Origin of the sequence: Shinella zoogloeoides, assembly GCF_022682305.1 — a bacterium.
Lineage (GTDB): Bacteria > Pseudomonadota > Alphaproteobacteria > Rhizobiales > Rhizobiaceae > Shinella > Shinella zoogloeoides_B.
In genome coordinates this window covers 3,793,151-3,806,003 of the sequence record NZ_CP093528.1, presented here as the reverse complement: position 1 = coordinate 3,806,003, position 12,853 = coordinate 3,793,151, and the positions used below count along the sequence as shown (strand labels likewise).

General features: G+C 64.8%; 12 protein-coding genes and 1 tRNA gene. 4 read left to right on the top strand and 9 right to left on the bottom strand.

Annotated features, from left to right (window positions below; genetic code table 11):
* Positions 1-3 precede the first annotated feature (3 nt).
* From MOE34_RS18960 to MOE34_RS18925, 8 genes are all read right to left on the bottom strand, one after another.
* The gene (locus tag MOE34_RS18960) at positions 4-1,296 is read right to left on the bottom strand and encodes an amidohydrolase family protein (RefSeq protein WP_160787675.1); all 1,293 of its coding nucleotides are present in this window, start codon (positions 1,294-1,296) and stop codon (positions 4-6) included.
* Complete coding sequence (locus tag MOE34_RS18955; RefSeq protein ID WP_160787676.1) at positions 1,293-2,234, bottom strand: ABC transporter permease; 942 nt, start codon at positions 2,232-2,234, stop codon at positions 1,293-1,295. The genes MOE34_RS18960 and MOE34_RS18955 overlap by 4 nt, the downstream gene beginning before the upstream one ends.
* 1 nt (position 2,235) lies before the next feature.
* Positions 2,236-3,285 (bottom strand): ABC transporter permease, encoded by a 1,050-nt coding sequence (locus tag MOE34_RS18950; protein WP_160787677.1) that lies wholly within the window; start codon positions 3,283-3,285, stop codon positions 2,236-2,238.
* Positions 3,275-4,810 (bottom strand): ABC transporter ATP-binding protein, encoded by a 1,536-nt coding sequence (locus MOE34_RS18945; protein WP_160787678.1) that lies wholly within the window; start codon positions 4,808-4,810, stop codon positions 3,275-3,277. Before MOE34_RS18945 ends, MOE34_RS18950 begins: the two co-directional genes overlap by 11 nt.
* A 124-nt stretch (positions 4,811-4,934) precedes the next feature.
* On the bottom strand, positions 4,935-5,960 hold the full coding sequence (locus MOE34_RS18940; protein ID WP_160787679.1) for a BMP family protein: 1,026 nt from the start codon (positions 5,958-5,960) through the stop codon (positions 4,935-4,937).
* Between the two features lie 251 nt (positions 5,961-6,211).
* Positions 6,212-7,024 (bottom strand): IS21-like element helper ATPase IstB, encoded by an 813-nt coding sequence (gene istB, locus MOE34_RS18935; RefSeq protein ID WP_160788246.1) that lies wholly within the window; start codon positions 7,022-7,024, stop codon positions 6,212-6,214.
* Positions 7,014-8,540 carry an IS21 family transposase gene (gene istA / locus MOE34_RS18930; protein WP_160788247.1) on the bottom strand — a complete coding sequence of 509 codons (1,527 nt, stop codon included), beginning with the start codon at positions 8,538-8,540 and terminating at the stop codon, positions 7,014-7,016. The genes istB and istA overlap by 11 nt, the downstream gene beginning before the upstream one ends.
* A gap of 220 nt (positions 8,541-8,760) precedes the next feature.
* Positions 8,761-8,835, bottom strand: a tRNA-Gly gene (locus tag MOE34_RS18925).
* Between the two features lie 217 nt (positions 8,836-9,052).
* Between MOE34_RS18925 and MOE34_RS18920 the strand changes: the two genes are divergently transcribed.
* From MOE34_RS18920 to MOE34_RS18905, 4 genes are all read left to right on the top strand, one after another.
* Entirely contained in the window at positions 9,053-9,562 is a 510-nt protein-coding gene (locus MOE34_RS18920) for a prolyl-tRNA synthetase associated domain-containing protein (protein WP_160787194.1), read from the top strand.
* Positions 9,563-9,620: 58 nt separating this feature from the next.
* Positions 9,621-10,583, top strand: coding sequence for a thioredoxin (gene trxA, locus MOE34_RS18915; protein WP_160787193.1), 963 nt, complete (start codon positions 9,621-9,623; stop codon positions 10,581-10,583).
* Positions 10,584-10,709: 126 nt separating this feature from the next.
* Positions 10,710-11,390, top strand: coding sequence for an LON peptidase substrate-binding domain-containing protein (locus tag MOE34_RS18910; protein ID WP_160787192.1), 681 nt, complete (start codon positions 10,710-10,712; stop codon positions 11,388-11,390).
* Between the two features lie 10 nt (positions 11,391-11,400).
* A complete protein-coding gene (locus MOE34_RS18905) occupies positions 11,401-11,589 on the top strand; it encodes a Trm112 family protein (RefSeq protein ID WP_160787191.1) in 189 nt (62 codons plus the stop codon).
* Here the strand turns inward: MOE34_RS18905 and MOE34_RS18900 are convergent.
* Positions 11,586-12,806, bottom strand: a complete 1,221-nt coding sequence (locus MOE34_RS18900; protein ID WP_242224134.1) for a ubiquinone biosynthesis hydroxylase — start codon at positions 12,804-12,806, stop codon at positions 11,586-11,588. The genes MOE34_RS18905 and MOE34_RS18900 overlap by 4 nt on opposite strands.
* Between the last annotated feature and the right edge of the window lie 47 nt (positions 12,807-12,853).

Here is a 12,853-nt window from a genome sequence, read left to right as displayed (position 1 = left end):
GTCTCAGCCGGCCTGCGGCGGAACGATATGGCGGCGGTTGATGGTTGCCGGGCGGCCCCTGATGGAGAGGGCCGTGTCGCGCTTTTCGCGCTCGGCGACGACCTTGCCCTTCGCGACGACGCAGAGCCGGTCGGGACGCAGGCGCACCGCCTCGATGGGATTGCCGGCGTCGAGCACGACGAGGCTCGCGGTCTTGCCGACGGCAAGGCCGAGGTGATCCAGCCCCATGATCTCGGCATTCACCCTTGTCACCATGTCGAAGCAGGCGCGCATATCCGCCGGCGAGGACATCTGCGCGACGTGCAGGCCCATGAAGGCGACGTCGAGCATGTCGGCGGTGCCGAGCGAGTACCACGGGTCGAGCACGCAATCCTGACCCCAGCCGACGCGGATGCCGTATTTCAGCATTTCCGGCACGCGGGTCATGCCGCGACGTTTCGGATAGGTGTCGTGCCGGCCCTGCAGCATGATGTTGATCAGCGGATTGGGAATGGCCGATACGCCCGCCTCGGCGATCAGCGGCAGCAGCTTGGAGACGTAGTAGTTGTCCATCGAATGCATGGACGTGAGGTGCGAGCCGGCCACCCGGCCCGCAAGGCCGAGCCGCTGGGTCTCGTAGGCGAGCTGCTCGATATGGCGCGACAGCGGGTCGTCGGTCTCGTCGCAGTGGAGGTCGACCATCAGGCCGCGCGTCGCCGCGATCTCGCAAAGCTCGGTGACGGAGCGCCGGCCGTCTTCCATGGTGCGCTCGAAATGCGGGATGCCGCCGACGATATCGACGCCCATGTCGAGGGCGCGGATCGTGTTCTCCCGCGCGTTCGGGGCGCGGTAGAGGCCATCCTGCGGGAAGGCGACGAGCTGGAGGTCGATATAGGGCGCGATCTCCTTCTTCACCTCGAGCAGCGCTTCCACGGCGAGAAGGCGGTCGTCGCAGGTATCGACATGGGTGCGGATGGCAAGCAGCCCCATCGAGACGGCCCAGTCGCAATAGGCGAGCGCCCGTTCCTTGACGGCCTCGTGCGTCAGGAGAGGCTTCAGCTCGCCCCAGAGCGCGATGCCCTCCAGCAGCGTGCCCGAGGCGTTGATGCGCGGCAGGCCATAGGACAGCGTCGCATCCATGTGAAAATGCGGATCGACGAAGGGCTGGCTGACGAGGTTGCCGGTGGCGTCGACGATGCGGCCGGCCTCGGCATCGATGCGCGGCTCGATCGCGGCGATCGTCTCGCCCCGGATGCCGATATCGGCGACGGTTCCATCGGGCAGCGTGCCGCCCTTTACGATCAGGTCGAAACTCATCTTTCGCCTTTCTGGTACGGGATCATCAAAGCTTTGGGATAGGTGGCGCGGCGCGCGACCAGGATCAGCGCCAGGATCGACAGCGCATAGGGCATCATCAGGAAGACCTGATAGGGGACGACGCCGCCCGATATCTGCTGCAGGCGGACCTGGTAGGCGTCGAAGGCGGCGAAGAGGATGGCGCCGATCAGCGCCTTGCCCGGCCGCCAGGAGCCGAAGACGACGAGCGCGATGCAGATCCAGCCGCGCCCGTTGATCATCTGGAAGAAGAAGGAATTGAAGGCCGAGGTGGTGAGGAACGCGCCGCCGACCGCCATCAGGGCGCTGCCGGCCATGACCGCGCCCATGCGGATGCCGGTGACGGAAATGCCCTGCGCCTCGACCGCCGAGGGATTTTCACCCGCCGCGCGCACGGCAAGGCCGACGGGCGTGCGGTAGAGAACCCAGGCGACGGCCGCGACCGTGAAGAAGGCGAGATAGGTGAGCGGCGTCTGGGTGAATAGCGCCTCGCCGACGATCGGTATGCTGGACAGGCCCGGGACGGGCCAGGGCTGGAACGGCTCGATCTTCGGCGGCGACGTCACTTCGGGCAGGGCGAGGCGATAGGTGAAATAGGTGAGGCTGGTGGCAAGCAGCGTGACGCCGATGCCCACGACATGCTGCGACAGGCCGAGCGGCACGGTGAGCGTTGCGTGCAGCAGGCCGAACAGCGCGCCGACGAGGGCGGCGACGACGAGGCCCGCCCAGAGATCGCCGCCGGAATAGACGGTGAACCAGCCGGCGAAGGCCCCGGCCGTCATGATGCCCTCGATGCCGAGGTTGAGCACGCCAGCGCGCTCGCAGATGAGTTCGCCCATGGTCGCGAAGATCAGCGGCGAGGCGATGCGGATGGCGGCGACCCAGAAGGAGGCGGAAAAGAGGATGTCGAGCGCGTCCATGTTACTTCCACCTGATCCGGTAGCGCGTCAGGAGGATCGCCACCACCATTGTCAGCAGGGAGGTCGCGACCATGACGTCGGCGATGTAGCTCGGCACCTTGGCCGCGCGGCTCATGGCGTCCGCGCCGACGAAGATGCCGGCGACGAAGATGGCCGAGGCGATGACGCCGAGCGGGTTCAGCATGGCGAGCATGGCGACGACGATGCCGGTGTAGCCGTAGCCCGGCGACAGGTCGAGCGTCAGGTTGCCCTTGAGGCCGGAGACCTCGGAAAAGCCGGCGAGCGCGGCAAGGCCGCCCGAAAGCAGCGCCGTCTTCATCAGCGTGCCGTTGACCGGAATGCCGACGAAGCGTGCGCCCTCGGGATTGTGGCCGACGGCGCGCATCTCGTAGCCGAGCACCGTCTTCTTCATGACGACCCAGACGAGCACGGCCGAGACGAGCGCGACGACGAAGCCGTAATGCAGGCGCTTGCCCTGGATGAGACGCGGAAGCTGCGCCTCGGCGATGACCTTCTGCGACTGCGGCCAGCCGAGGCCCATCGGATCCTTCAGCACGCCTTCGAGCAGCATGGAGACGAACAGCAGGACGATGAAATTGAGGAGCAGCGTGGTGACGACCTCGTCGACGCCGAAGCGGGTCTTCAGCACGGCCGGGCCGAGCAGCAGCAGCGCGCCCGCGGCCATGGCGGCGGCCATGATGAGGGGGATGAGGATCACCGAGGGCAGCGGCAGCGCGCCGGTTCCCAGCACCACCGTCACCACCCCGCCGATATAGAGCTGCGCTTCCGCGCCGATATTCCAGAGCTTCGCCCGGAAGGCGACGGCGATGGCAAGGCCGGTGAAGATCAGCGGCGTCGCGCGGGTCAGCGTTTCGAGGAAGGCGAACTGCGAGCCGGCCGCGCCCTTGGCGACCAGATAGAACACCGACAGCGGCGATGCGCCGGCGGCAAGAACCAGGATCGAGGTCAGCGCCAGCGTGGCGGCGATGGCCGCCAGCGGAAACAGGATCGTGACCGCCAGCGACGGCGCGGGCTTCGGTTCAAGCCGCATGGTCGCTGCGCTCCCCGCTATGGCCGGCCATCAGTTCCCCCAGTTCCCTTATGCTGCGTTCGCCGCGTGAAGACGGCGTCGAAAAACGTCCCTTGGACATGACGACGATGCGGTCCGACAGGGCCAGAACTTCTTCCAGATCCTCGGAGATCAGCAGGATCGCCGCCCCCCGCTCGCGCGCTTCGAGCAGCATGCGGTGCACATAGGAAACCGCGCCGACATCGAGGCCGCGCGTCGGCTGGCTGGCGAGAATGACCGCTGGATCGGGATCGAGCGCCCGGCCGAGGATGAGCTTCTGCATGTTGCCACCGGAAAGCAGGCGGATGCGGGCCTCCGGCGAGGGACACTTGACGTCGTAATCGGCGATGAGCTTTTCGGCGAAGCTGCGGGCGGCCTTCCAGTTGAGGAAGCCGAAGCGGCTGAAGCGTTCGCTGCGGTAGCGCTCGGCGACGACATTCTCGGTCACGCTCATGTCGCCGATACTGCCGACGGCGTGGCGGTCTTCCGGGATGCGGGCGATGCCGTGGGAAAGCGCGGCGCGCGGCGACCAGTCCGCGACCATGCGTCCGGCGATAGAGATGGTGCCGGCGGTCGGGCGGCGGGTGCCGGAAAGGAGCGCGGCGAGGGCCGCCTGGCCATTGCCGGAAACGCCGGCAAGGCCGGTGATCTCGCCCGCCGTGAGCGTGAGCGACACCGCGTCCAGCCCCGCCCCGTTATAGGGCGCGGTGGAGACGCGCTCGAGCACCAGCAGCGGCGCGCCGGGCTTCACCGGGCTGACTTCCGCCGGTTTTACTTCCTGGCCGACCATGAGGGCGGCCAGCTCCTTGCGGTTGGTATCGCCCGTCCGGCGCTCGCCGGCGAGCCGCCCGGCGCGCAGGACCAGCACCCGGTCGCTGACGGCCATGACCTCGTGCAGCTTGTGGGAAATGAAGATGATCGACAGGCCCTTGGCGACGAGCAGCTTCAGCGTGCGGAACAGCGCGTCGGTCTCGGCCGGGGTCAGGACGGCGGTCGGCTCGTCGAGAATGAGGATGCGGGCCTCGCGATAGAGCGCCTTCAGGATCTCGACGCGCTGGCGCTCGCCGACCGAAAGCGTGGAGACCGTGGCGGCGGGGTCGACGGCAAGGCCGAAATCGGCGGAAAGCTGCTCGATGCGCCGGCGCGCCGCGCCCCGGTCGAGCCGCGCGCGCCAAAGGCTCTCGGTGCCGAGCGCGATGTTTTCCTGCACCGTCATGTTGTCGGCGAGGGTGAAATGCTGGTGGACCATGCCGATGCCGGCATCGAGCGCAGCGCGCGGATCGCCCGGCGGAAGCTGGCGGCCGAAGGCCTCGACGGTTCCCTCGTCGGCGACGTAATGGCCGAAGAGGATGTTCATCAGCGTCGTCTTGCCTGCGCCGTTCTCCCCGAGAAGCGCGATGACTTCGCCCCGGTGAAGATCGAAGGAAATGGCGTCGTTGGCCCGGAGCGGACCGAAACGCTTGCTGATGCCGGAAAGGCGAAGGACGGGATCGGGATTGCTGGACACGGCGATGACCGGAATTGCGTTGTGGGCGAGGCATTCTCCCGCTCAGGGAGAGGAGGCCGCCGGCGGTGAAGGCTGAACCTTCATCCGCCGCCACGGCCATCCTTCCCATGAACGGGAGGTAAAGTCAGCTCGACTTCGGTTCGGCGTCGTTGATCTCGACGACGAACGAGCCGTCCTTGATCGCCTTTTCCTTTTCCGCGATCCGCGCCCTGATTTCCTCCGGAACCTTGTTTTCGAAGGTGCCGAGCGGGGCGAGCGAACAGCCGCCATGCTTCATGAAGGAATAGACGCCGTAGTCGGCGGCCTTGAAGGTGCCGGCCTTCACTTCGGCGATCGCCTTGTCGAGCGTCGGTTCGAAATGCCACAGCGCGGAAGCGACCACGGTGTTCGGATAGTCCGCCTGGGTGTCGATGACATTGCCGATGGCGAGCACGTTCCGCTCCTTGGCGGCGTCGGACACGCCGAAACGCTCGGCATAGAGCAGATCCGCCCCGCCATCGATCTGGGCGAAGGCGGTTTCCTTGGCCTTCGGCGGATCGAACCAGGAGCCGATGAAGGCGACCTGGAACTTGGTGTCGGGCGCGGTTTCCTTCACGCCGGCCATGAAGGCGTTCATCAGCCGGTTGACTTCCGGGATCGGATAGCCGCCCACCATGCCGATATTCTTGGACTTGGTCATCGCGCCGGCGACAAGGCCGGAGAGATAGGATGCGTCCTGGATATAGTTGTCGAAGACGGCGAAGTTCGGCACGGCGTCGTCGGGCTTGAAGCTCGATCCCATCAGGAAGGCGACGTCGGGGTAGTCCTTGGCGACGGCGCGCGCGGCGTCCTCCACGCCGAAGACCTCGCCGAGGATCAGCTTGTTGCCGGCCTCGCAATATTCGCGCATGACGCGCTCATAGTCGTTGTTCGCGGTGTTTTCCGAATAGACATATTCGATATCGCCGCGCTCCTTGGCGGCATTGGCCGCCTTGTGGATGCGGCTGACCCATTGCTGCTCGACCGGAACGGTAAAGATGGCCGCGACCTTGATCGGATCGGCGGCGAGAAGACGGCCCGGCAGGCCCGCGGCGGCCACCACGGCGGAGGCGCCGGCGGCCTTGATCAGCGTGCGTCTGGAAATGCCCGAATTGAAGGAATCGCGTCGCATTACATTCCCCTCTGTTTGCCCGCGCGCTTTGAAACGCGTCGTTTTTTACCACTTGGTCAACATAGGAGAAGTCGCGGGGTACAGCAATCGGGTGCGGCGGAAACTTCACAGCGCGCGCAGGCGCGGCAAGAAGCCATGGGCCGCGCGGTTTCGGCGGCGCCAAAACACACAAAAGCCTCGGCGAACCGAGGCTTGGTGTTGATTGCCACTGAGAACTGACCCGGCGTTTCCACCGAGAATTGACCCGCTTATTAGGTATGTTTCGGCTCTGCGGTCGTGGTCAAGTTCCTCGTTTTCTCCTTTGTCGTTTTGGTGTCGTGCGCGGAGCTGTTCTTGAAGCGGAAGCTGTCGTTGCCGGTCTCGAGGATGTGGCAATGATGGGTGAGCCGGTCGAGCAGCGCGGTTGTCATCTTGGCATCGCCGAAGACACTGGCCCATTCGCTGAAGCTCAGGTTGGTGGTGATGATGACGCTCGTGTGCTCATAGAGCTTGCTCAGCAGATGGAACAGCATCGCACCGCCTGAAGCACTGAACGGCAGATAACCGAGCTCGTCGAGGATGACGAGATCGGAGTGTGCCAGGCGGTTGGCGATCTGGCCTGAGCGACCTTGGGACTTCTCCTGCTCGAGCGCGTTGACCAGTTCCACGGTCGAGAAGAACCGAACCCGCTTGTGATGATGTTCGATGGCCTGGACACCGATGGCCGTGGCGATATGCGTCTTGCCCGTGCCGGGACCGCCGACCAGGACAATGTTGTTGGCGTCGTCCAGGAAGTCGCAGCGATGAAGCTGACGGGCCAGCGCCTCGTTGATCTCACTGCTGGTGAAGTCGAAGCCGTTCAGGTCACGATAGGCTGGAAAGCGTGCCGTCTTGAGCTGGTAGGCCGTCGATCGAACTTCACGTTCCGCGGTCTCCGCCTTGAGGAGCTGCGACAGGATCGGGATTGCCGCCTCGAATGCCGGCGATCCCTGCTCGGTGAGTTCGCCGACGGCCTGGGCCATGCCGTGCATCTTCAGTTGCCGCAGCATGATGACGACAGCGCCGCTTGCTGGATTATGACGCATGGCGGGCCTCCGTCTTTCTCAGCGCATCGTATCGTTCGACATTGGCCTTGGGCTCGTTGACGAGCGTCAGGGCCTGAGGTGCATCGATGGTGGGCGGTGTGAAGGATTTGCCGTCGACGAGGCGATGCAGCAGGTTCAGCACGTGGGTCTTCGTGGGGACGCCGGACTTCAGCGCCATGTCGACCGCCGATAGCACGGCCTGTTCGTCGTGCTGGAGAACAAGGGCCAGGATATCGACCATCTCGCGGTCGCCACCCGGCTTCTTCAGGAGGTATTGCTGCAAGGTCCGGAACGCGTCCGGTAGCTCGGCAAAGGGTGCACCGTTGCGAAGCGCGCCTGGCTTGCGTTGCACGACCGCCAGATAGTGCCGCCAGTCGTAGATCGTCTGTCCCGGTCGGTCGTGAGAGCGATCGATGACGCGACGATGCTCGCAGACGATCTGGCCTTCCGCAGCAACCACGACACGATCCGGATAGACCCGCAGGCTCACCGGTCGATTGGCGAAGGATGCCGGCACGCTGTAGCGATTGCGCTCCAGATGGACGAGGCAGGTTGGCGTGACCCGCTTCGTATACTCCACGAAGCCGTCGAACGGACGGGTAACAGGCATCAATGCCAAAGCTTCCTCAGCCCAGATGTCGGCAATGGTGCCGCGCATCTGTCCGTGTGGGGTCTTTGCCCAGAATTCCTTGCACCGAAGCTCCAGCCAGTCGTTCAGGGCATCCAATGATGGAAAGCGCGGAACAGGTTGGAAGAAGCGATGACGCGCATCCTGAACATTCTTCTCGACCTGCCCTTTCTCCCAACCAGACGCGGGATTGCAGAACTCCGGCTCGAATACGTAGTGACTGGCCATCGCCAGGAAACGGACATTGACGTCGCGCTCTTTCCCGCGGCCGACCTTGTCGATCGCCGTGCGCATGTTGTCGTAGATTCCGCGGCCGGGGATGCCGCCGAAGACCCGGAATGCATGATTATGGGCATCGAACAGCATCTCATGCGTCTGCAGGAGATAGGCCCGAACGATGAAGGCGCGGCTGTAGCTCAGCTTCGTGTGCGCCACCTGCAGTTTGGTGCGCTCATTGCCGATGATGGCCCAATCTTCCGACCAATCGAACTGGAAGGCTTCGCCGGGGTCAAACGCCAGGGGCACATATGTCCCGCGGCCCGTCGTCTGCAATTCTCTCTGCCGATCATCACGCCATTCCCGAGCAAATGCCGCAACCCGATTGTAGGAGCCCTCGTAGCCAAGGCTCATCAGATCGGCATGCAACTGCTTCATCGTCCGCTTCTGCTTGCGGTTCTTCTTGGATTCGCTCTTCAGCCAGGCAGACAACCGATCAGCAAAAGGATCAAGCTTGCTTGGCCGCTCCGGGACTTTGAACTTCGGCTCCACGCCGTCCAGGCGCAGGTATTTGCGGATGGTATTCCGGGACAGGCCAGTCCTGCGGCAAATCTCCCGGATCGATAGTTCTTCTCGAAAATGCCAGCGTCGGATCACGCTCAATAACGCCATGTCGATCACTCCATAGCCCCCGCTGAAAACATGCGAGGGAAGGTTGGAACATGGGTCAATTCTCAATGGAAATATCAGGCCACGCCGGGTCAGTTCTCAGTGGCAATCAACACCGTGTGGTAACCGCGCTCCCTTCCACCGTTTCCGCGCCTAGCGATTTCCACCGCGCCAAAACGCACAAAAGCCCCGGCGAACCGAGGCTTCGAAACTTTGGAAAGAATGGAGCGGGTGAAGCGATTCGAACGCTCGACCCCAACCTTGGCAAGGTTGTGCTCTACCCCTGAGCTACACCCGCTCATCGTCGACGGCCTGGGGTAGTTCGTGGCCGAAGGTCGCTGCGTTGCGGCGACGGGCGGTATATGGCCTAAGCCATTTTCAAATGCAACAGGGAAATGTCGGATTTTGAAGAAAAAATTGCGGCGCCTTTCGAAGGCCCGGTTTCTCAGGTGGTTGCGTGCGGGCGGGCGAAGCCCTAAGCAGCGGGCGGAGTTATTCGGGACAGGAAACGGGACATGAGCGAAGCGCAGCCGAAGACGGACAAGGATCTTTTTCAGTTTCTCGACGGGCTGGGCATCGCCCATGCGACGAAGGAACATGCGCCGGTCTTCACCGTCGCCGAATCCGTGGCGCTGCGCGACGAGATTCCGGGCGGCCACACGAAAAACCTCTTCGTGAAGGACAAGAAGGACAACTACTTCCTGATGACCGTCGAGGAACATGCCTCGGTGGACCTCAAGACGATCCACACCGTCATCGGGGCGGCAAGCCGCGTTTCCTTCGGCAAGCCGGAGAAGCTGATGGAATATCTCGGCGTCATTCCCGGCGCGGTCACGGCCTTCGGCGTGTTCAACGATGCGGGCGGGAACGTGAAGATCATCATCGATGCGGACCTGATGGAATACGACACGATCAACTGCCATCCGCTGCGCAACGACGCGACCACCTCGATCGGCTCGAAGGACCTGCTACGCTTCATCGAGGCGACGGGGCATGAGCCGCTTGTCTTGAAAGTCACGGCCTGACATACGATTTCTGGCCCAGACACGCATTTGACGGCGCTTTGCGCCACAGGAGAGACCCATGAGCGCAGGCGACAACCCCTATGCACCGTCCTATGGCGGGCAGATGAACGTTTCGGCGAGCTATGGCGGCGCGGCACCGGCGGGCGACCTGATCAAGGACACGACCACGGCGAATTTTTCGCGTGACGTGCTGGAGGCTTCGCGCCAGCAGCCGGTGCTCGTCGATTTCTGGGCGCCCTGGTGCGGCCCGTGCAAGCAGCTCCAGCCGATTATCGAGAAAGTCGTGGGCGAGAGCGCCGGACGGGTGAAGCTCGTCAAGCTCAACATCGACGACCATCCCTCCATTCCCGGCCAGCTCGGCATCCAGTCCATTCCCGCCGTCGTCGCCTTCGTCGGCGGCCGGCCGGTGGACGGCTTCATGGGCGCGGTGCCGGAAAGCCAGATCCGCGCCTTCATCGACAAGATCGCCGGCCCCGCGGGCGCCGACGAGAAGGCCGAGATCGAGGCCATGCTGGCCGAAGCAAAGACGCTCTTCGACGCGGGCGACCTTGCCGGCGCAGCCGATCTCTACGGCGCGCTGCTGCAGGCCGACCCGGAAAACGCCGCGGCGCTTGCCGGCATTGCCGAATGCATGATCGCCGTCGGCCAGCCGGACAACGCCCGCCAGGCGCTCGGCAACCTGCCGGAAGCGCTTGCCGCCGACCCGGCCGTCGCCGCGGTCGTCAAGAAGCTCGACCAGATCGAGGAAGCCCGCAAGCTCGGCGATCCGGCCGCGCTCGAACAGGCGCTGGCGCTGAATGCGGACGACCATGCCGCGCGGCTCAACCTTGCGAAGATCCGCAATGTCGAGGGCGACCGCCACGCGGCGGCCGATCATCTGCTCTACATCATGAAGCGCGACCGCGCCTTCGACGACGACGGCGCGCGCCGGGAACTGCTGCAGTTCTTCGACGTCTGGGGTGCCAAGGACCCGGCGACGATCGCCGCCCGCCGCAAGCTGTCGTCGATCCTGTTCTCCTGAGGCTTTTTTCAAACCCATGGCGCGGCGTCCCTTGAGAAACGCCGCGCCTACCCCACATTCGGGGGAGGGCGCGATGACGAGAGGCGGGAAACATTTCGCCGCGCCGCGAATCGGGAAGGCAATGCCATGCAGGTGGGAAACGCGCGTTATCTGAAGCCGGAGGATCTGCCCGAGGCCGTCCCCGTCTTTCCGCTGACGGGCGCGCTGCTCCTGCCAGGCGGCCAGCTTCCCCTCAACATCTTCGAGCCGCGCTATCTTGCCATGTTCGACGACGCGCTCGCATCGCATCGGCTGGTCGGCATGGTGCAGCCGGTCTTCGGCGAGCATCGCGCGGAGGACCAGACCGGCGAGACGCCGGCGCTCTGCCAGGTCGGCTGTCTCGGCCGCATCACCTCCTTTGCCGAAACCGGGGATGGGCGCTACATCGTCTCGCTCACCGGCATCTGCCGCTACAGGCTGCTTGAGGAGGTGCGGGGCGGCAAGGCCTATCGCAGTTTCCGCATCGCCCCCTTCATCGCCGATCTTTCCGGCAAGGACGATGAGCAGAGCGTCGACCGCGAGGCGCTGCTTGCCGCCTTCAAGGCCTATCTCGACGCCAACAAGCTGGAGGCGGACTGGGAGAGCGTGGAGCGCGCCAGCAACACGACGCTGGTCAATTCCATGTCGATGATGTCGCCCTACGGCCCGGCGGAAAAGCAGGCGCTGCTGGAAGCGCCCGACCTCAAGACGCGGGCGGAAACGCTGATCGCCATCACCGAAATCGTTCTGGCGCGCAGCTATGGCGACGTCGATACGCGGCTGCAATAGGGTCTATGCCATGGATGCCAGCACCAGCCGGGTCGATCCCAAAATGCTTGAACTTCTCGTCTGCCCGCTGACCAAGGGGCGGCTGGTCTATGACGCCAAGGCCGGGGAGCTCGTCTCCGAGAAGGCCAGGCTCGCCTATCCGATCCGTGACGGGATTCCGATCATGCTGATTTCGGAAGCGCGCGAGATCAAGGACTAGATCCTCTGTCCCACCAGCATGCGCGGATGGCCGTTGCCGGTCGTGCCCTCGGCTTGCCGGATGAAGAAGGATTTCAGGCCCGGCAGGCGGTCGACGACGCCGAGGCCGACGTCGCGCAGCACGCGCAGCGGCGTCATGTCGTTGGAGAAGAGGCGGTTCAACACGTCCGTGGTCATGCCCATGCGGACCGTGTCGAAGCGGCGCCAGGTCTCGTAGCGCTCCAGCACCGAAACGGCGCCGATATCGAGGCCGAGGCGGTCGGCTTCCACGATGGTTTCGGCGAGCGCCGCCACGTCCTTGAAGCCGAGATTGAGGCCCTGGCCGGAAATCGGGTGGATGCCGTGGGCGGCGTCGCCCGCCAGCGCAAAGCGCGGGGCGACGAAGGCGCGGGCGAGCGTCAGGCCGAGCGGGAAGGCGCGGCGGCCGTCGACGACCTTCAGCGCGCCGAGCTTGTGGCCGAAGCGGCGCTCCAGTTCTTCCTCGAAGACGAGGTCGTCGCTCTCCACGAGACGGCGGGCATCCTCCGTGCGCTCGGTCCAGACCAGGGAGGAGCGATTGCCGGTGAGCGGCAGGGTGGCGAAGGGGCCGGCGGGCAGGAAGTGCTCTTCCGCCGTGCCTTCGTGCGGGCGCTCATGCTGGAGCGTGGTGACGATGCCGGACTGGCCGTAATCGAAGCGCACCGTCTTGATGCCGGCCATGTCGCGCAGCTTCGAGCGCACGCCGTCGCAGGCGACGAGAAGGCGCGTCTGGCGTTCCGTGCCGCCGGAAAGGCTGACGGTGGTGGAATGCTGGCCGGTCGCAAAGCCTTCCACCGAGGTGGACCAGCGAATCGAGACGCCGAGGGCTTCCGCCTGCTTCAGCAGGCCGGCGGTGATGGCGCGGTTCGGCACCATATGAGCGAAGGGCTGGCCGTCGTCACCGGAGCCGGCGCCCTCGAAGGTGAGGAAGACGGGGCGGACGGGATCGGCGGTGCGCGAATCGGTGATGACCATGCGGCGGATCGGCTCCGCCTCCGGCTCGATCTCGTTCCAGATGCCGAGCACGTCGAGCAGATTGCGCGCGGCGGCGACGATGGCGAAGGCACGCTCGTCCTTGCGCCAGGCGTGGTCCGGCGCAGCGTCCACCACCTCGACGGCTAGGTGCGGCGCGGCCTTCTTGACGGCAACGGCCAGCGAAAGGCCGACATAGCCGCCGCCGGCGACGAGGACGTCGAGCATCTGGGCTTCGGGCATGGCGGTCTCCACGGCGCTTGAGGTCTTTCCTT

Bases quoted from the DNA above. Each gene is read 5' to 3' on its own strand.
- MOE34_RS18940 (WP_160787679.1), bottom strand. From the start codon at position 5,960: ATGCGACGCGATTCCTTCAATTCGGGCATTTCCAGACGCACGCTGATC.
- istA (WP_160788247.1), bottom strand. From the start codon at position 8,540: ATGGCGTTATTGAGCGTGATCCGACGCTGGCATTTTCGAGAAGAACTA.
- MOE34_RS18950 (WP_160787677.1), bottom strand. From the start codon at position 3,285: ATGCGGCTTGAACCGAAGCCCGCGCCGTCGCTGGCGGTCACGATCCTG.
- istB (WP_160788246.1), bottom strand. From the start codon at position 7,024: ATGCGTCATAATCCAGCAAGCGGCGCTGTCGTCATCATGCTGCGGCAA.
- trxA (WP_160787193.1), top strand. From the start codon at position 9,621: ATGAGCGCAGGCGACAACCCCTATGCACCGTCCTATGGCGGGCAGATG.
- MOE34_RS18910 (WP_160787192.1), top strand. From the start codon at position 10,710: ATGCAGGTGGGAAACGCGCGTTATCTGAAGCCGGAGGATCTGCCCGAG.
- MOE34_RS18955 (WP_160787676.1), bottom strand. From the start codon at position 2,234: ATGGACGCGCTCGACATCCTCTTTTCCGCCTCCTTCTGGGTCGCCGCC.
- MOE34_RS18960 (WP_160787675.1), bottom strand. From the start codon at position 1,296: ATGAGTTTCGACCTGATCGTAAAGGGCGGCACGCTGCCCGATGGAACC.
- MOE34_RS18900 (WP_242224134.1), bottom strand. From the start codon at position 12,806: ATGCTCGACGTCCTCGTCGCCGGCGGCGGCTATGTCGGCCTTTCGCTG.
- MOE34_RS18905 (WP_160787191.1), top strand. From the start codon at position 11,401: ATGGATGCCAGCACCAGCCGGGTCGATCCCAAAATGCTTGAACTTCTC.
- MOE34_RS18920 (WP_160787194.1), top strand. From the start codon at position 9,053: ATGAGCGAAGCGCAGCCGAAGACGGACAAGGATCTTTTTCAGTTTCTC.